General features: G+C 55.9%; 14 protein-coding genes and 2 pseudogenes. 5 read left to right on the top strand and 11 right to left on the bottom strand.

Going from position 1 to position 18,186, the window contains the following annotated elements; all coding sequences use genetic code 11:
- The first annotated feature begins 200 nt into the window (after positions 1-200).
- On the top strand, positions 201-1,034 hold the full coding sequence (locus tag ROLI_RS16405) for a class I SAM-dependent methyltransferase (RefSeq protein WP_187432323.1): 834 nt from the start codon (positions 201-203) through the stop codon (positions 1,032-1,034).
- Positions 1,035-1,084: 50 nt separating this feature from the next.
- A complete protein-coding gene (locus ROLI_RS16400; RefSeq protein ID WP_187432324.1) occupies positions 1,085-2,026 on the top strand; it encodes a homocysteine S-methyltransferase family protein in 942 nt (313 codons plus the stop codon).
- 525 nt (positions 2,027-2,551) lie between these two features.
- Here ROLI_RS16400 and ROLI_RS16395 read toward each other — a convergent pair.
- From ROLI_RS16395 to ROLI_RS16355, 9 genes and pseudogenes are all read right to left on the bottom strand, one after another.
- Positions 2,552-3,480, bottom strand: a pseudogene (locus tag ROLI_RS16395) (IS30 family transposase).
- 608 nt (positions 3,481-4,088) lie between these two features.
- Complete coding sequence (locus tag ROLI_RS16390; RefSeq protein ID WP_187430965.1) at positions 4,089-4,661, bottom strand: hypothetical protein; 573 nt, start codon at positions 4,659-4,661, stop codon at positions 4,089-4,091.
- A 3-nt stretch (positions 4,662-4,664) separates the two neighbouring features.
- Complete coding sequence (locus tag ROLI_RS16385; RefSeq protein ID WP_187430964.1) at positions 4,665-5,219, bottom strand: hypothetical protein; 555 nt, start codon at positions 5,217-5,219, stop codon at positions 4,665-4,667.
- Between the two features lie 43 nt (positions 5,220-5,262).
- The gene (locus ROLI_RS16380; RefSeq protein WP_187430963.1) at positions 5,263-5,604 is read right to left on the bottom strand and encodes a hypothetical protein; all 342 of its coding nucleotides are present in this window, start codon (positions 5,602-5,604) and stop codon (positions 5,263-5,265) included.
- Entirely contained in the window at positions 5,601-7,424 is a 1,824-nt protein-coding gene (locus ROLI_RS16375; RefSeq protein ID WP_187430962.1) for a ferritin-like domain-containing protein, read from the bottom strand. Before ROLI_RS16375 ends, ROLI_RS16380 begins: the two co-directional genes overlap by 4 nt.
- Before the next feature lie 122 nt (positions 7,425-7,546).
- Positions 7,547-8,173, bottom strand: a complete 627-nt coding sequence (locus ROLI_RS16370; RefSeq protein WP_222869593.1) for a hypothetical protein — start codon at positions 8,171-8,173, stop codon at positions 7,547-7,549.
- Positions 8,170-9,504 (bottom strand): YCF48-related protein, encoded by a 1,335-nt coding sequence (locus tag ROLI_RS16365; protein ID WP_187430961.1) that lies wholly within the window; start codon positions 9,502-9,504, stop codon positions 8,170-8,172. The genes ROLI_RS16370 and ROLI_RS16365 overlap by 4 nt, the downstream gene beginning before the upstream one ends.
- An 88-nt stretch (positions 9,505-9,592) precedes the next feature.
- Entirely contained in the window at positions 9,593-10,417 is an 825-nt protein-coding gene (locus tag ROLI_RS16360) for a matrixin family metalloprotease (protein ID WP_187430960.1), read from the bottom strand.
- A gap of 79 nt (positions 10,418-10,496) precedes the next feature.
- Positions 10,497-12,587 carry a bromoperoxidase gene (locus ROLI_RS16355; RefSeq protein WP_187430959.1) on the bottom strand — a complete coding sequence of 697 codons (2,091 nt, stop codon included), beginning with the start codon at positions 12,585-12,587 and terminating at the stop codon, positions 10,497-10,499.
- 228 nt (positions 12,588-12,815) lie between these two features.
- Between ROLI_RS16355 and ROLI_RS16350 the strand changes: the two genes are divergently transcribed.
- From ROLI_RS16350 to ROLI_RS16340, 3 genes are all read left to right on the top strand, one after another.
- Complete coding sequence (locus tag ROLI_RS16350) at positions 12,816-14,570, top strand: tetratricopeptide repeat protein (protein WP_187430958.1); 1,755 nt, start codon at positions 12,816-12,818, stop codon at positions 14,568-14,570.
- 21 nt (positions 14,571-14,591) lie between these two features.
- Entirely contained in the window at positions 14,592-15,638 is a 1,047-nt protein-coding gene (locus tag ROLI_RS16345; protein WP_187430957.1) for a phosphatase PAP2 family protein, read from the top strand.
- 97 nt (positions 15,639-15,735) lie between these two features.
- Complete coding sequence (locus tag ROLI_RS16340; RefSeq protein WP_187430956.1) at positions 15,736-17,124, top strand: hypothetical protein; 1,389 nt, start codon at positions 15,736-15,738, stop codon at positions 17,122-17,124.
- 258 nt (positions 17,125-17,382) lie between these two features.
- On the opposite strand, the pseudogene ROLI_RS16335 reads toward ROLI_RS16340, so the two are convergent.
- Positions 17,383-17,637 (bottom strand): annotated as a pseudogene (locus tag ROLI_RS16335) (DDE-type integrase/transposase/recombinase); the annotation flags it as partial.
- Between the two features lie 72 nt (positions 17,638-17,709).
- Entirely contained in the window at positions 17,710-18,183 is a 474-nt protein-coding gene (locus tag ROLI_RS16330) for a hypothetical protein (protein WP_187430955.1), read from the bottom strand.
- Positions 18,184-18,186 lie beyond the last annotated feature (3 nt).

The following is an 18,186-nucleotide window of genomic DNA, read 5'->3' as shown; positions in this document are numbered from 1 at the left end:
ACGTGAACGTCGGCTAAGGGGTGTTATGTTAAACAACTTAAGGTTGTGCGATGGCCACTCGACTTGGTTGTTTCAGATAGTCGAACTTGAGGGCTTTCCCGACCTTCGCTGATCAAGCACCAACCACCTCGTTGGTTCAATCTCTAGACTCAACGAAAAGTAATGCAGATAGTGTGAGGATTACCGAAAAGGTCATTCTTATGAATAATTCTGAAAAAATCTCCGCCCACTATCATCACGGAACTCTACTGTCTGCAATTCAAGTTGGCCTGGAGAAACTGGGCATAAGGCCTGAGAATGCAAGCGTTGAAGACCTTGGGCCGGTTGACGAATTTCATATCGGCGGCCGGATCGCGAGCGCCCACTTCTTGGATCAGTTGGAAATAACATCAACGCAAAGCATACTTGATATCGGCTGCGGTCTAGGCGGATCAGCACGTTTTGTTGCGAAGACGTATGGTGCAAACGTCACGGGCATCGATCTGACGCCTGAATATGTTGAGACCGGAACTGTACTGTGCGACTGGGTAGGCCTTTCGGACCGTATCGCGCTTCATTGTGGCAACGCGCAAGCACTGCCCTTTGAGAACGCAAGTTTTGATGGCGCTTTCATGATGCATGTTGGCATGAACATCGAAGACAAAGCCGCCTTGTTTTCTGAAGTGTCACGTGTGCTGAAACCCGGCGGAAAGCTCGGCATCTACGATATCATGAAGACCAATGACGATGACTTTATCTATCCGGTCCCTTGGGCAACGACGTCTGCCACAAGCTGGCTGGCAGAACCGAAAGAGTACCGGTCGGCGTTGGAAGCTAATGGGTTGCAAATCGTCAAAGAAGAGGACCGTCGCGATTTTGCGATGGCGTTCTTCGAAAAGATGAAAGCGGCGAGCGACGCCGCCGATGGTCCGCCACCCTTGGGGCTTCACGTGCTCATGCAGCAATCAACGGCGCAGAAAATACCCAATATGGTTGCGAACTTGCAGGCGGGGCGCATCTCACCAGTCGAGATAATCGTCACAAAGCCTAGGTGACGCCAACCACGACGCGGACATCCTTGAGAACTGAGGGCTGGATCTAACGCATGCATATCCATCGGTACAATCTACCTCAGCTCAACGCGGACCTCTTTCTGACCTACACAGGGATGGAGACTGATCTCCTTTTCACCCAAAATGTCGATCTTCCCGGATTTGCAACCTTTCCGCTTTTGGAAACAGAAGAAGGGCGGGCTCATCTCAACCGATACGCCCGTGATTTGATCGCGTTGGGCAAAGAACACGGCGTTGGTGTCATTCTTGAAAGCGCCACGTGGGTCGCAAATCGTGATCGTGGTGCAGTCATCGGTTATTCGCCCGAGCAACTGATCAAGCTGAACAAAAAGGCTATCGGTCACCTATGCGAATCGAGAAATGAGTACGGAGATTTACCAACCGTGATCAGCGCCAATGTTGGGCCTCGCAGCGATGCATATGCCCCCAGTGAGCAAATGAATGCTGAAGAAGCTGAGACGTATCATGCGGAACAAGTCGCGGTCTTGGCCCAAACCGACGTGGACATAATTAGCGCCTACACAATCGCATATCCAGCGGAAGCGACTGGGATCGTGCGCGCTGCGCGGTCGTTTGGAATTCCGGTCGTTGTGGCCTTCACCGTTGAAGTTGATGGGCGTCTGCCGACTGGGGCGTCGTTGGAAGACGCCATCAAAGAGGTGGATGATGGCACCGACGGCTATGCGTCTTACTTTATGATTAACTGCGCACATCCTGATCACTTTGCAAACGTCCTTGTCGATGGTCCATGGATACGGCGTGTACGGGGCATCGTGGCGAATGCGTCGCGGTGCAGTCACGCGGAACTGGACAATGCGGAGGTGTTAGATGCGGGTGACCCTATTGAACTTGGGGGGCAACTCGCAAACCTTCGGCAAAGGTTCCCGCATATTACCGTCTTTGGCGGCTGCTGCGGTACGGATATACGACACATGCAAAGCATCGCGAAGAACCTTAGGAATATAGCAGATTGAACGGCCCATAATTGCCATTGGTCGCGACATCTCAATGCTGCGGTCGCAGCCTGCATTTCTGCCCGGCACGCTGTTCGGAAGCGGACATTTCCAAACACAGCAGCCACTCGCATATCTTGCGGCATTGGCGACATTCGAATTCGGCACCCATGCGGAGCCGTGAACGGGTGTTACGTTCAACACCTTAGGTTTGTGATACGCTTGGTCGGCAACAATGATATGAACTAACTGAACGGCCACAACGCCAGCGCCTGTACTACCCTAGATCTTGAGGGTCCTGCCTCCTTTGTTGTGCCTCAAGGGCCTCTAAAATGAGGTTCTCGACGTCATGCAATCGCAACCCGCGTTCAAGCGTCAGCTCTCTTACCAGCTCCTCGATACGTCCATTCTTTGGTCCCTTCAGCACCCAATCATCGATGTCATGACGATCAGGGTGATCAACCGCCGACGTCACTGGCAAGCACCAGCCCTGATAAATCTCATTGTGAACTCACGGCGAAGCGCAATTTCTGTGTTTCGAGTTTATCAGGGTATTGTAGCTCCTTCTATGAGTTTTTTGCGAAACACTTCTGCTGGCGTTTGATACCCTAGGCATTTACGCGGCGTCGCGTTGAGGCGGTCGCAAATCGACTTCACATATCGATTTGTGAATGCCGTCCGATCAGACTTGCGGGGGAGGCATCGGCGCAGACGGTTGTTGGTGTTCTCGACAGTGCCTTTCTGCCAGCGCCAAGACCGTCTTTCATATGTTGCCAGGCGCTGAACTCTGTCCCGCGATCAAAGGTGATGGATTGCCGGGCATGCGCTGGTAGGGATGACAGGCCATCGACCAGGCCTTCCATGACAGGTTTAAACTGCCGGTCTAGGTTCTTCAGGACGACTGCGAACCGGCTGACGCGTTCGACCAGAGAGGTGACGTCGGCCTTGCCAAATTCCTTGCGGAACATGACCAGATCGCACTCCCAATGGCCGAATTGAACGCGATCTCCAACAGTTTCGGGACGGTGCTTAATCGCTAATTCATCAAGGAACTGATTGCCATACCGCTTGCGCATGCCGCGAGGTCTGCGGTTGCGCCGATGACGCGGCAGATGCTGATAGAACTTCTCAGCACGGCCATCTTTCGAGTATGCGTATCGGTAGATCGTCTCATGACTGACCCGCATGGGATGCCGCTCCAACCGCATCCGGCCAGCGATTTTTTCGGGCGACCATCCAGCGTCAAAACCGCTGCGCACAGCGGCCATGACTTCTGGAAATCGGTTCAGCTTGCGATGGATGGCGCGCCGGTCTTCGTACAGGTCTTGCGCATTCAACGCGTGATAGCCGTTCAGCTCTGGCTGATCATCAAAGCGCACCGAGTTCCGCTTAATCCCACGGTAGATCGTCGATGGGTCTCGGCCCAGTTGATCGGCAATCTCCGACACAGGCGTCTTCGCATAAGGTAGCATCATCGAACACTACGATTCAATGCCTAGATGGTCTAGCGCCGCTTTGAGTACACTCACGCTACCTGCGACAAGCGCCAGACAGAGAGTTTGGTGCGCCTTCGAGAGTTTTCTATTTCCAAAATTGTTTGGACTGGAGTTTTTGCGGGGTGGAGTTTGGACATTTCCGCAAAGTTTTCGTCAGGCATAAGCCCGGACTATTTCACTAATCACTAGTGAACGTGAATCTGACATGTTGATGGATTTGTTGATGCAAATGTTGATGCATTGGTTTGGCTCATGTCAACAGATTCGAACCTTCTCCAAAAAACGCTTTCAAATCAAATGCTTATGAAAAAAGTGGCTGTGCGGGCAGTTCGCAGCTATCCAGTCTACCCGGAAATTCCTTGAAAACAGGGGATTTTACAGGGAATACGCGCGGTTTCGGCAATATCCGATGTCTAAAACTAAGAATTAAGCAAACAGAACAGTGTCTTGTGGGCGAATTCCCTAAAACTATTAACAGGGAAATTCTGGCGGCCTTTCAGAGAAATCACGAAGGCTTTCAGGGAATAGCAATTTCGCTCAGATTTCTGTTCCCCTGGTTTCGTCTCCGGTCGTCAGCATTCGAACGATCAAGTGTCCGGGTCACCGTCCAATTCCCACCAAACTTCACATGTCGTTCCGAATATCTGTTGAGCGCGTGCAAATGCTGCCTCGGACTTCAAGATGTCAACATTGGTCAGCGCCTTGAAGCACTGCTCATCCGCGAGGGCCGCTCTTTGTTCTCCGTTGCGGTTGGCCGAACCCATGCTGTAGCCCATGAATAGAGTAGCTACGAAAGCACCCAAAAGCGGGAACATCAATGGCCCCGGCTTTCGCTCAGAAACACCAAATAGATAGGCCGCCACACCAGCCACAAGTGTAACCACAGCGGGAATGACGTCTCCGACAACGCCTACCCGACTGTTGCCACCGTGAAATCCTACCAGACCACCAAACAACGCCATTACAAACAAGGCGCCCAACACAGATACAATTTCACGTCTTTGATAAGCCGTAGATATAATCGATAGAAAAGCAATAAGTGCTACAACGGCCCCGACAAGCGCGACACTTAGAAAAGAAGTTAGAGCCCATTGGAAATGGTCACAGGGCAAAAAATCCACGCCAAAAAACCTGAAACACGCGTTTGTCGGATCTTCCATCGTCTACTGTTCCTGTTGAAGGAAAATCACGTTTGTCCCATTTTGAAGAGCGGATGTCACCCAACTGTTTTGCTGCATCAGCTTAGAATTGAAGGCACGCAGATCATCCGAGCCATTGTTCTCTACCACGAACCATTCTCCGTCAGCATCAATTTCATGCGTCTCAATAGCGCCAGATGTACTCAGATCTTCCAGCTCGTGATAGTAGCGAGGTGCACCGCCATTTTCTGCGACTAAGGCTCCATCTTGCCCTTGCCGATCTTGCATGTCGAATCCGAACCCACCGTCTGCGTCGAACCACATAAGCCCATTATAGGCCCCATCACCTTGCAAGATACTAGATGCAGGATTGCAGTCCGACGTTGGTCCCTTAGGGGAGCAGCCCTTGGGCTTCTTTTTCATAATAACAACCAAGCCATCGCTATTGGTGTTTTCAACTGCGGAGCAGAAACCTTGCATCTCGCTGCCCAAGCCACGCGCGTCCCAATGTTCTTGGCAACCGGCAGAGGCCTGAGATGCTGCCATTAATAGGTATAGGGTGCCAAATATCATCTTCATTTGAAAAGTCCTTTTGTTATTGGGGGAGTGTCAATTGTTGAAATCAACCTTTATCTTTCTGTTGCAGCCGATTTTCAACCAACGTACCATATATTTTTTCCCTTGCGCTATTGATTGTACCTGACGGTTTGTGCTCGGGCGGAACATGCCTAGGAAAAAAGTGAAGCCGTTCCACATCAATGTTCGAAAGGCTGCTACCATGCACATCGGGTTTTGCGGGATCGCGCTTCTTTCTGTTGGAGCATCGGATCATCGCAGGATACCTCGACGAATTTTCAAATTGTCCCTGAGCCAAAACCGTAGCGGAACCGGGCAAATCATGCACTTTGTTGCTGTCTAACAGCTTTGAAAATTCTGCTGCCGGGAAGATGGCTGCATTCCTCATTGTTTCTGGGGCATTTGATGTGGCGCTGGCTCGGGGCTTGGTGTCGGTTCCTCGGCAATACCGATCTGCCCCGGCGGCGCATTGTCGGGCGCGCCACGTGCAATCCAATCTACGATGTAATCGACCCGTCGTTGGTCGATCCGCGGACGATATCGGGGCATCAGATTTGCACCATCTTCCGCGACGGCGATGCGTTGAATGAGCCCCGAACCATCCGGATCTCCGGGCGTAACGGGCGCAAAAGCATGCCCCAAAAAATCTGATAGAGTGGCGTTTCGCCAAAAGGCACTGTGCGGGCCCGCAACGGGAAAACCGCGCACAGCTTCATCAAGAATTGCCGCCACCTTTTGGAAATCGTCCAAACTCAGACTGGCCGGAAGCTTGCCCGTGGCCGCCATTGCATCGGCAATTGACGCGCTTTGCTCATCGTCGGAACGAAGATAGGCAAGGAAAGGATCGTTGGTATCCGGATCTTCGGCCTGCATCTTTTCTGTAAGCGTGATTGCAGCGCGAAACACATCGCGATGACCGACCCACCTGTCGCCTTCGTCCGGCGCGAGGTCCAACCGGAATGGCAATTCGAACGGCGGACCCGCATGGTGCGAATTCGGCAGATCGGTCGCGGGCAATTGCACGAGCTTTGCCGCAATCTTTTTCAAGCGCCGCATTTCCTTGAATGCCCAATAGACGATAAGCCCCTTGGCCGTCCGGTCGCCCATCGTCGCACCGCCCGTCAAAAAAACCGGGCCGTCCAACTGCAACGCGTGCGACAAGAACCTTAGCAAAAGTCGGTATCTGAGGTTGAAAAGCTGGGCCCAGAGGCGGGTGCGAGGCAGCGTTATCCGACCGGCATTATCGGCGCCGTCTTGAACGTCGAGGGAAAGATTGGGGTTGGCCGATACCGGCCAGACCGGCGCGGTGCCGTGCACCTCTTCGATTGCAGCAAGGTCTTTGTAGGCTTGAAAAAACCGCTCGAAGTGGGATTCGCCGTCGCCCATGTCGAGGTCAGCTTCTTCGCCTTGATCGCCAATGTCCTGAATGGCCTGAACGGCGGCTTCACGTGCGTCGTCCGGATCGGTCTGATCAAAGGAATGGACCAATACCCGAAGGTCCGTGTCAATTCCGTCGCGTGGATTGGGCTTGTATCCCCAATCGCGCCATCGTGCCTGCCGATCGTGCCGGTCCAGTCGCAGATCCGACGCCGTAAGATGATCGGCAAACAATTCTCTGAGCCGGGCAAAGATGGGGCCGACATGACGAACCGGATGGCCGTCGTTGCTGGCCAAGGCACGTCTGGCAATCTCGGTGTCGTAAAGCCGCAAATCGTCGGGACCGAGACCCGCCTCAAGAGCTGACCGGTCAATCGGACTTTCGGCGAGCGCATATTTTGCCAGGCTGTCCAGCGACACGCGCTCCAGTTTGAAACGGAACGGATATATCTCGCTTGCGAACGGCGAGTGCTCTCGTCCGAAATGCAATGGAGCCCCCACAAGTGTCAGCAGGTTCTGCACGGTAATCAGATGCCCCATTTCTTCACGGGCAATCTGCAGCAATGCTGTTTGCAGCGCCTTGAAATCTTCCGAGGTGCCACCACCGTCAACCAGTTTCAAGGTGTAGGCCGCGAAGAGGTAGTGGGTCATGAGAAAATGTTCGACCTCGGCCGCGGCCGTCAGCCAGAAGACAGTTTCGTCCCGAGGCTCAAGTCGGGGCGAGACCGCAGGAGGAGGCGATTGGCTTAGCGCCGCTGCCAAGTTGGCCCCGTCTGCCCCGAATTCGGGGCGCGAAAAGAGCTTTGTGGAAAAATATGAGTGTATGCGCATATCGGTCTCCTCGCGCCCGGGAGCGCCGCCGCGACCTGACGTCCTAGGACCGGCGCGCGCTCTGGCAGTTGCGTCGTGTCAGTGTCGTCCTTCCCTGCGATGCGGGGGCAGACACTGCGGCTTTAGGCGGCCTTCCCGGTGTCGATCCAGGCCTTGAACAGCGAGACATCTTGCGCCGGCCAGGCGCCGTCACAGGGCATCCTTTTGGCTTCAAGTGTTTCCAGGATGCGATCGGCCCAGGTCACCACATCCTCGTAGGCGTGCAGATCGAAACCGCTGATGTTCTTCATCACCACGGCATCGCGAACGCGAAACAGCGGTTTGATGTCTGCCTCGTAGCTTGGTGCCGACGGGATTGGTCCGTCGGTCGCGTCCAGAATGCGCGCCGCGGTCATGCCGGTCGCGATATCTTCCAACGTCGCGACCTTGGTATTCTGGCTGGCGTGCACACGAACGCCTTCGACCGGCTGATCCTTGCCCCAATAGTTGTCGACGTCGTCAACGACCAGATGCGCGGCAACCTTAGTCAGCACCGGGATGACGATTTCGCCGGGACCGGGAGCCGTCCCGACCAGGTCGCAGTCCAGGATGCCATCCGCCGGCGGCGCGACGTACACGAATGGAGACAGATGGATGTCTGACCAGCCGCTGCTGGTGACGCGCCCCGTGCAGCTGATCAACAGAGAGTGTGGGTTCCTTTTTTTGAGAGTAAGATCAATTGCGTCAACGCTGTAGATTCGGGTTGTCATGGCTGGCTCTCCTGTTTGATTTGGCTTGGTAGAATGCGCCGGTGAATGACCCGGCTTGTTGAACTTTCGTCAGTCACCACGCGCACGATGAAGCTTCCCGCAGGAACGACGACACCCTCGGCATCGGTGAGGTCCCAACTGATTTGACGGCGCCCGGGCTGAGGGTGGGCTTCGGACACGAGACGGCGCACTTCGCGTCCGAAGCGCTCCCAGACGAGGACGACGAGGCTTTGCGTTTCTTCCGGAACATCGATTTCGAGAGAGATGCTTTGGTCGCCCGCAGGTTCTTCGACGGCTTGCCGAAGAGTTGCGACAGAGGGTGCAGGCGCGTCGGAGAGTTTGTAGACCGTGTCGCCGCTGGCATATCCTACTTCGACAGGATCGCCGATAAACCGAAACCGGTTGAGCCGGAAACCTACGTGATTGGCGTCGTCCCAGGTGCGGCCGCCGTCGCTGGTCTCACTGGTAAACCCGCCCTGAAAGAACAGGTCCCCCCAGCCCCCAACCCAGCCATGATCCTTGTCGAGGAAACCAATGCCTTCCAGATTGGCATTGCGCTGGCGGTCGTTGATCGGCAGGCGCTCCCAGGTTGCGCCGAGGTCGTCCGACCTCAGGATTGCGCCATCGTGCAGGTTTTCCAAGGATACGAGTATTGTCTGTGCGCCGAGCCTTTGGATCTTCCAGCCCCATTCGCCGCGCGGAAACGCCCCGAGGGCAATTGGCAATCCAATTGCGTTGGTCCAGCTTTGCCCACCGTCTATCGTCGACAGAACCACGGGAATGACATCGCGCCGCACCGTGTCGCGCGCGGGGTGTCGCACCTCATCAAGGCCGCCGACCACCCAGCCGGTGTTTTCATCTTCGAAGTAGATGTCGACCAAGAGCGCTGGATCCAAACCGAGATCGAGCAGGTCCCATGTCGTCCCGCCGTCCCGGCTGCATATGACGCCTGCAGGCTCGTCGGGATAGTTTGTGCCAGCCGCGAATATGACGTCGTCATTTACCGCGACGAGGCCACAGATCCGGGCCGGGCCGCCGTCGGGCAGATCCGACACCGGGTTCCAGCTGGCGCCCCCATCATCGGTTCGGTAGAGGCTGTGCGGACCCGAAAGCGTACCGATCCAACCCTTTTGATTTGACGAGAAAGACAGACACCTTAGATAACTATCGGCAAACAGCCGTTGCTCCACCCATGTCTCGGCACCATCGGTCGTGTGATAGACCTTGCCGTCCGAGTTTACTGCCCAACCAACATTCTTGTCGTTGAACCAAACGTCGTCGGTTCGAGATCCTGCGGCGGGGAGTGATGTTGGTTGCCAAGAAAGGGGCACGGCGGTTCTCCTGTCTGAATATCGTTGCAATGGGCGGGGCCAGGCGGGCAGCGGTGTGCTGGCCCCCACCTTCGGTGTGAGCCCGCTGTCAGGCGCTTTTCGTGCGTGCGGCGTATGATTGAGACCTCGCGACCAGAGCCGGCGGCAGCGCGCGTGCGTTTGTGGCGCTGTACGGCTCAACCAGGTGAATGGGCGTACCGTTGACATGGGTCAGATCACCCGACCAGACGCGGGAGTAGAGCGCGATCAAATCGGAAATGTCCGTGTCCGTCAGTTCACTTTGCGGGCCGTAATTCATGATCGAATTTGGATCCTGTGTTCCAAACTCTACGCTTGGAACAATTGCCTCGCGCGTTTGTGCGAAAAAGTGGCGAAGGCCAAAGACGTGCCCCAACTCATGGGCCATGGTTTCAATTTGCTCGTCCCTGTCGTTGCGGAACATCAGTGGGAAAAGTTCGAGTTCGTGCTGCCCGGCGTCCGGGAAAAAAGCGCTCGCAAGTGTGCAGCCCCTCGGATCGCAATCGTCGCGCGCGCTCAACTTGATTTCGAAGTCCCACGGCTGATGTGACTCGGCAAAGCGGACGGGCACCGCCGCGCCCCACGCCAGCGCGGCGTCCGCCAACAGATCGCGGACGTAGTCCTTGGCGGCGTCGGGATCGACGAACTGCTGGACCGAGCGCTCCTGGAAGCGCCAGCGCAACGTGACGCCCTCGGCCCAAAGCGGAATGAACCCCTGTGGCGCATGAAGGACCAGATCTTGCAGCGACATATCGTCAGGCGTCGCGTGCCCAATCGTATCTGTCGAGCAGCGCGCACCGCCATGATAGATGTGCGTGTAGTCCTCAAGCGCCTTATCAAGGTCTCGGTCGTCGCGCAGTGTGAACGGTCCGGTTGTACGTTTGTTCTCGGCCATGGTGTCCTCCTCTGACTGAATGGGGGCCTTACGCCGCCCGCAAGAGGCGGTCGGCGTGGTTTGCTTTAAGGAAATTCGGTTAGGGCCGGGGTGTCGCGCTGGCGGCTTCGAGATGGCCGTGCCGGTTGATTTTCACGACATCGACAGCATCGTCCTTGCCAATTGTGCTTCCGTTCAGCAGCGTCTCGGGCAGTGTTCGTCGGGTCAACAGCGGGACGGTCATCGATACGCTTTCGTCAGGCTCGTAGCAAAGCATCTGCTCGCGCAGGATGCCGATCGTGATCGCCTCTCCCAACAGCGCAGACTCAATGTAGTCGGTGTAATAATGCACACCGGCCACATTGCGGGCGTTCGAGATGTTCCACATCAGCTTGTTCAGTTCGCCTTCGAGCGTCAGGCCGCGGTCAATGTCCACGCCCAGCATGTCGATCGATCCATCGCCGACATTGCTGCCGCAATCGGGAACCAGTGCCGGGCCGCCGGGTTCGACCAGATAGGCCGGTCGGGTGGTGTCATTGGCGTCGCGCATGTTGAAGAATGCCTTCAGCATCGTAACGCAGGCCCCGGCGACGGTGGCGTGCCCCGCACCATAGGCCGGATGCATCGGCGAGCCTTCCGGAAAGGCCATGGGCAAGAGCCATTTCGCGCGGTCCAGATCGTTGGGATCCTCGCCGGTTTGATCCGCATTGTGGAGGCGAATGTCCGACAGGATGCTTTCGAGCGGTGGCTCGGTTCCGCCTCCGGTCGGGAATGTATAGGTTGCTAGCGTCTGCCCCAGCGACGCCCGGGCCAGGGCTTCGGCCGAACCGTCTCCGGTTGCGTAGCTTGACCCGCCATGTTCGCGGTTCGGGTTGTAGCCCGAGTAGATCTTGTGGAAGAGCGCGCCGGCGGCTTCGGGCCGCAGTCTGCGATGAACCGTGAATTTTTGCCCGCGCACGGCCTTGAGCGCTCGACTCGATACCTCTGAAAGCAGCGTCAGAAGATGTGGGCCGCCGAAGAGCGCAAACGGTTCGCGGTTCCACCGCGGCGACGCGTTGTTGGTTTGACCGTGATAGGGGATATCCGGATCGAAGCCGAACCGTTCACTCAGCATGATCAGGGCCGCGTTCAGGTACGCCTGATAGAGCTGATCGTCGTGCACGTAGGTCGCCATGTCGCGCAGGGCGGCCATTGTCCTGAACTGCACCTTGCCAGCGTCAGTGACATATTGCGCATCGCCAACCAAGGGGCGCGCGTTGAGGGCGTTCTGCACATCCAGCCAGTCGCGCCACGTCGTCATGAAATCCTTTTCAGGCGTTGCAAACCGGACCTTCTGGTCGATCAGCTGCGCGCCAAAGGCGATCTTTCCGGACGCGCGCGCAGCCACGTCGCGTTTGCATCCCCCGTCGCCCATGATCATGAACTGTGAAAGAAACGGGGTTTCCCATGGATCCTCACCAGCGCCCCGGAACAGGTTGGAGGCCGTCTGCGGGATGTTGAACCGGCGCCGGCGGCGCTGTTCTTCGACCGCAGTGTCGCGCCCATCCGGAACACCTTTGAACCAACGCATGTCGGTCAGCCGGTCGGCGGCGACGCTGACACGTTCCTGAGCGTCCTTGAGTCGTTTCTTGCCGGCGTTGGACACGGCGCCACCATCGGCTTTGCGAAGACCCGCAACGAGGTCCTCGTGCATGAAGCCGGCAACGGGCCAGTCCCGCGCCAGGGCCATCTGGTAAACCTCGGCCATCTCGGCCGCGAACTCGGCTGACCCGGCGGCGGGCGCCGGCGGCATCGTCAATGCGAACGGATCGGGCCCTTCGAGAACGAAGGCGTGGCCCGCGGTCGGGCTCTCCCATTCACGATATGGTCTCCGGTCACCCTCGCACTCGAGCACGTCGAAATCCGCCCGGGTTGCGCCATGAAATGTGGCCACGCTGGTGTTGAGCGGCACCGCCTGAAACACCGACGGATCGGACGATTCGGTTCCTTCGGCAAAGATCTTAAAGTCCCCGGGGTTCTCCAACAACCCGTTATCGCCGTGAAGCAAACCCTTCGTGAAACTGTGAATATAGGGATGGTTTTCGTCCTGGTTGCGCGTATGAGAAGGATGATCAATCTCTGTCGAGAGTAACGTGGCAGCGTTACGCGCTTCAGCAGCAGCCTGTCGGCGATTCGGATCTGGAAAACTCATTCTGAAATACCTCCTGATCATTCGGAGGTTAGCGGGCGGTGATGAGCCTACCGTGAGGCCAGCGTTAACGCATAGTGAATTCGCCAGGATATCTATGACTGCATCGCAATACTTGTTGACCTGTTCATTGCGATTTGACGGACTAACGCTGGCGGTTTCGACTTGTCAATTTTCACAGCGCATCTTCGCGGTCATCAATATCGCCCAGTCTGAACAAAGGCTAAGTCAATGGCGGAGCAATCAATTTTACAAGGCGACGGCTACGACCCCAAAAGCCGGCCGTATTCAGATGTCGTTGCCAAAGCTGCGCTTGGCCGGTCTGTTTACAAAAAACACGACGTGCGCCATATTGGTCGGATTGTTTGGCGAGAGAATTTGTTCAAGATGGCCAAGTATACGATCAAAGTAATCGGTCCGTTTGACTTGATTTCTGAGGCTGGGAAGTGCTGCCGCCCAAAGGGACGAAAAGAGTGCGCGCTTCTGGCAATTCTGACCCTGACCGAAGGTCACAGGCAATCGCGAAAATGGCTGCAAACGCATCTTTGGTCGGACCGTGGCGATCAGCAGGGTGCCGGCAGTTTGCGCCATGCCCTCTCGAATTTGCGAAAAGTGCTCCCTGACGCTATCGGCGCAGATCGGTCGGACATCTGGCTCGATCCCGAATACTTCTACTTCGATCATCTGTCAGAAGACACGGTCCGGCCAGGTGAAGAACTTCTGCAAGGCATCGACATCCGCGACGACAGCTTCGAAGATTGGCTGCGGAATACGCGCCAATGGTTCGAAGCTTCAAGGGAGGCGGTTCGCACCTCGCCGTCCTCCCAGCCTGAAATCGCGGCGCGTCAGATCATCTTCGACGTTCGGCAGGTTAACGGCGGCAAGTCCGGATGCGACGAGATTGCTGATCGCTTGGTAGATGCCTTGATTGAACGGGCTCGCAACCTCGGGTCTTCGTCCTTGTGTGATTGCAGATACCTTGGCGGCCTGGGCCTGAACCCTGGACCGCGGGATATCAAAGTGGTGGTACGCGTTGGCGTCACCGGCGGCGACGGAGTTGCAACCGCGACAGCATCGAACGGTTTCGGCAAGATCTTGTGGCAGTTTCGCCGCGAGCTGAGTGCCTACACCCGTCACGGTTTCAAGTATCTTGAGTACGATATTGTTCAGCAATTCCAAGATTTCCTGATTTCCAACGAAGAAGTCTTGCGTCGGTCCGGCGAAGTGCAGCTTTTGGCGGAAGCCAACGCATTTACCGCGTTTCGAGGAATTGTCTGTCCCGGGACGGTCGACATTCGGGAAATGGAGCGGTGCGCACGACGTGCCTCGGAAATCGACCCGAGCGGATTATATCTGGCCTTGGCTGGTATGGGACAGGTATTTTTGATTGGAGAAAGAATTGGCACCATTCCAAGCCTTGGCGACGTGCGGGACAAATTTCGTCAAGCCGTTTTCCGAGATCCCACAAACGCATTGGTGCGCAGTTTTGCCGGTCACGCCACCGCCTATCTTTTCCGGGATTTCAATGTCGGGCTGAAGCTTACCTCGGAAGCGATCAGGCTGGCACCCGGGAACGCGATTTGCTGGGGGTATTACGGGCTTTCCTGTGCCTATTCCGGAAAGTTCGACGAAGCCCTGCTGGCCATCTCGAACTTTCGGAAACTGGGAAAATACAGCCTCGTCCAACCGATTTCAGAGAGTTACAGCTGTTTTGTCCATCTCTTGGCAGGGGATTTGGCTGAAGCCGTTCATTTCGGCGAGAGAGCGCTCGCCGGTGTGCCGAATTTCCGGCCGGCGGCTATGGACCTGTCCGTGGCCTACGCCCATCTCGGCCGGATCGAAAAAGCCCGGGGATTGCTCGATCGTCTTGTCGCGCGTGAGCCCGACCTTACGATCGATATGTTTCGATCCCCGGACTACCCGATCGTCAACCCCGATCATCGCGAAATTGTTGTCGGCGGAATGGAAAAAGCCGGTCTTCGTTAATTCATTTTTCAGGAGGACGTTATGAAACTTGAACCACATGGAAATTTGAAGACGGCCTACAAGAATTCTAGGGTGGGCCTGTTTCGCAAGATGCCGAATTTCAAGGGAGACGACAGCCAGTATCAAGCGTTGCTTCAGGGATGGCTGGACGATGTTTCAAACCTGATCTGGCCGAGGTGGGAAGGCGGCGCGTGGACTGGTGGGTCGACCGCCAGTTTTGTCGGCGGCGACACACCGATCTTCGAAGCCGTGGCAGAGGCCGACCTGCGCATCTGCCTTGCCGCGTTCCAACAGTCCGACATCCTGACGCAACAGCCGGATGTGCATCCGGACCTGCCGGCTACGAAGCATCGTCAACATGGATGGCATTACATCGTTGAGGATGCCGGACGGTTCGACCGTGAACAGGATTGTTTTGAAGATGCCGACACGAGAAGCTTCGACAATTTCGCGTCCCGGAGCACCGGCTCCAACTTCGCGGCATATTTTGGTGACATTGCTCCCAAACACGTCATGAGCGATGGGGCTGTCGTCGATACCCTGACCCAGTTTGAAAGCGATTTTTGGGGAAATATCGGTCGCGTCCAGCCAAGTATCTGGGACATCAAGGAACTGTTCATGCGCCCGCGCCCCTACACCGCTGCGACGGTTTTCGGGATGGACGATTTTCAATGGACGACCGCCGATAGCGTGACACACACCGGTGTCCATCCCTCCATCCTGAGCGGGCACTGCATTCAGGGCATATTGGGAGGATGCAATGCGTTTGCTGCCTGGACCGCGCGCGGGTTCGGGAATGCCGAGGCAGTCGAAGCATTGAAACAATATGCGGTTGACTGGGGTGACAGACGAGTCTTCGCCGGCGTTCATTACCTGACCGACAATGTCGGCTCCTGGGTGCTTGCGCTGCGTCTGATCCCGCATTTGTATAGCAACCCCGCGCCGATACTTGATTTTGCAAAGGATGCGATCCGAGACAAAAGCGCGGCGTACAGCACCATATCGGAAAACTTCAACGACGAACCTCTGAAGCCAATACTCGATCTGCTGAATCAGGATCTCACTTGATGGGGCGCTGTTTCAGGCCCATCGAACTCCATGCTTGCGCGCGCTGCAATCCCGTACGTGCAAGCGCAAATCCGTTCTTACCCAAAAGGTCGATCCAGTGGATATCTCTCGCCCGCCAAATTTCAACGAAATATACCCGACCTTAGACACGTTTGACCGCGCCCTAGAAGCGGCGGGCGAAAGCCTGCAAGACTCCACTGGCCGACTATCCGGCGGTAGTCCGTTGGATCCCGCCGAAATTGAGAAAATGATCGCCAATACCATGGACGCCCCGGATGCGGCGTTCAGCACGCGGCACTTTAGCGAGGCATTCGCGCGCGCCATGCACACGAGGATCAGTCCATCCTGTCTTGGGCGGATCGAGAATTTGCTGATCACGGTGCCATATTATCGCGACGGAAAAGGCAACGTGAGTCTGGACCCGCGCGAGGTGCGGCATTTCAGAACGCTGATAGCGGCCCTTGGCGACAACCGGGAATATACGATCGTCTGCCACCCCGATACCCGCCCTGCAGTCGAGACGTGGAGCGACCTGGCGTCGGGCATTCACCTGAATATCGTTGAAATGTCGAAATTCAATTTCACGATATGGGCGCAAGACGCTTATGTCGGGCTAAGGGGTAGCAGCGGGCAACAGATCCTGGCGGAAGGTATCCTGTTCCCGCGCCAAGATGATATGGCCGTGGCAGACGAAATCGCGACGCAAACCAACATTTCTGCGCTTCAGTCATACCTCTACTTTCAGGGTGGGAATATCCTCGGCGGAAGCGACCTCACGCTTGTGGGTATGGACTACATGATCCGGAACTTGGGGCGCTTCGGCTTGAAGACCGTTCAGGATATTGCGGGTCGCTATGCCTCTCTCTTCGGGACGGACATTCTTTTTCTGGGGGGGGCCGATTCCGGAGATTTCAATTGGTACCAAGACAGAAAGCTGACGGGATATGGGACCCAGCCCATTTTCCACATCGACATGTACGTGACGCGGACCGGGGTCACAGGAAACGACGGCAAGGAGATCGTGTTCCTGGGTCGGCCAAAATTCGCCAAGGACATCGTCGGCACGCGCCCCGAGCAGGGCGGCGTCGACATCGACCGCTATGATTCCTTTTTCGAACAAACAGAACAACAACTAAACCGGCATTTCGAAGTACGTCATCTTCCACTGTTCATGGTCCACGGCAACGTGAACGGAGAAGGATACCGGGCCATGAATGAATTCTATAACTTGACTTTCAACAACGTTGTCATCGAAAATTTTGATGGCACCAAAAATGTCGTTCTAAGTACATATGCAGATGACGTTGAGGCCGCAAGATTTGGTGTCGATCCCCAGGTTAGGCGGGACCTTGAGCAGGCCGCTCAAGATGAGTGGAAGCGCATAGGGTACACTGTTCATAGGACTGATTCACACGAAATTTTGTCACATGCGATGAGCAGCATACATTGCATTACAAAAACCGTGCGGCGAGGCTCATTTCCCTGATCACTGACCCGCAACTGAAGTGGGCCCAGCTTTTCGGACAGCTTTGCTAAGGTGTATCGGGTTAGGTTTCATGCTGTCTTTTGCTGTTCCATGCCTGCCAAGTATGCGTCGTCCGGCGTGAGCTGATCAAGTGTAGAATGGGGGCGCTTAAAATGAACCCAGTGATGGACCAGAACCTCGGTTAGCAAAAACGCTCAGTGCTCCTGAAAATTCTGACGACGGACACTTGAAAGCCGTCCTGGATATCTTCGAGGCAGATGTCCTCCTGCTTCAGGCTGCGCCACAGCAATTCGATGAAGGTGTTGTCGAGATATCGCCCCCGACCGTCCATCGATATGCGTATCCGGCCTCGGTCAGCGTCGTGATCCAGACCGATCCAGTGAACTGCGATCCTTGATCGGTGTTCATGATCTCGTGCGGGCCGTGTCTGGCGATCGCCTCATTCAATGCCCCGACGCAGAAGTCGGCATCCATCGTGTTTGCGAGCCGCCAACTCAGAGCCTTGCGTGACGCCGTCGCCGAAGCCTGAAAGCGGATTCGAAATACAACTGTGGGCTACATGTTTGTGACCGGCTGTAAGCGCCATTATGTTAAGTCTGGTATGAACAGGCGGTCAGCAAGATCCGGCATGCTGCCTACGAGTTCAAACTTGCCCTTGTTGATAACCCGAATGGCTGAACGCTGGGCTTTGTATCCGTGTTGATCGCCTTTTTCGTGCTTCCCAATCCGGTCGCCGAGCTCCGGCAATTGCTTTCCGGGTGATGCACCGAACCACAGGAATTCAGCCAGTTTCAAGGTTTCCGGATCAAAGCGCACCCAGATCACGCAGCCTGATGGCTTGTCCGCCAATCTGATATTGACTTTTTGCCTGGACGTTTTGGCTCCAACGAAGCTGGATTTCATTTGAACGTGCCGTTCGATGCCATTCGCCTCCAGCAGGATATCGTAGCCGCTGCGGTCGGTACCAGTGAAAGAATGTTGACCAGCAGAGAAATACTGCTGGCAGTACGTAAGCCCAAATTTTTCTGCCAAAAACCTGCTCGAGCCAGAAGCCGACATTGG

Origin of the sequence: Roseobacter fucihabitans (assembly GCF_014337925.2) — a bacterium.
Lineage (GTDB): Bacteria > Pseudomonadota > Alphaproteobacteria > Rhodobacterales > Rhodobacteraceae > Roseobacter > Roseobacter fucihabitans.
Note: the sequence above shows the minus strand (reverse complement) of the source record. Positions and strands in the feature narration are given on the sequence as shown.

What these genes read in the sequence shown, in the direction of transcription:
- ROLI_RS16345 (WP_187430957.1), top strand. Translation starts at nt 14,592, where the DNA reads ATGAAACTTGAACCACATGGAAATTTGAAGACGGCCTACAAGAATTCT.
- ROLI_RS16355 (WP_187430959.1), bottom strand. Translation starts at nt 12,587, where the DNA reads ATGAGTTTTCCAGATCCGAATCGCCGACAGGCTGCTGCTGAAGCGCGT.
- ROLI_RS16400 (WP_187432324.1), top strand. Translation starts at nt 1,085, where the DNA reads ATGCATATCCATCGGTACAATCTACCTCAGCTCAACGCGGACCTCTTT.
- ROLI_RS16385 (WP_187430964.1), bottom strand. Translation starts at nt 5,219, where the DNA reads ATGAAGATGATATTTGGCACCCTATACCTATTAATGGCAGCATCTCAG.
- ROLI_RS16375 (WP_187430962.1), bottom strand. Translation starts at nt 7,424, where the DNA reads ATGCGCATACACTCATATTTTTCCACAAAGCTCTTTTCGCGCCCCGAA.
- ROLI_RS16370 (WP_222869593.1), bottom strand. Translation starts at nt 8,173, where the DNA reads ATGACAACCCGAATCTACAGCGTTGACGCAATTGATCTTACTCTCAAA.
- ROLI_RS16360 (WP_187430960.1), bottom strand. Translation starts at nt 10,417, where the DNA reads ATGGCCGAGAACAAACGTACAACCGGACCGTTCACACTGCGCGACGAC.
- ROLI_RS16390 (WP_187430965.1), bottom strand. Translation starts at nt 4,661, where the DNA reads ATGGAAGATCCGACAAACGCGTGTTTCAGGTTTTTTGGCGTGGATTTT.
- ROLI_RS16405 (WP_187432323.1), top strand. Translation starts at nt 201, where the DNA reads ATGAATAATTCTGAAAAAATCTCCGCCCACTATCATCACGGAACTCTA.
- ROLI_RS16380 (WP_187430963.1), bottom strand. Translation starts at nt 5,604, where the DNA reads ATGAGGAATGCAGCCATCTTCCCGGCAGCAGAATTTTCAAAGCTGTTA.
- ROLI_RS16330 (WP_187430955.1), bottom strand. Translation starts at nt 18,183, where the DNA reads ATGTCGGCTTCTGGCTCGAGCAGGTTTTTGGCAGAAAAATTTGGGCTT.
- ROLI_RS16350 (WP_187430958.1), top strand. Translation starts at nt 12,816, where the DNA reads ATGGCGGAGCAATCAATTTTACAAGGCGACGGCTACGACCCCAAAAGC.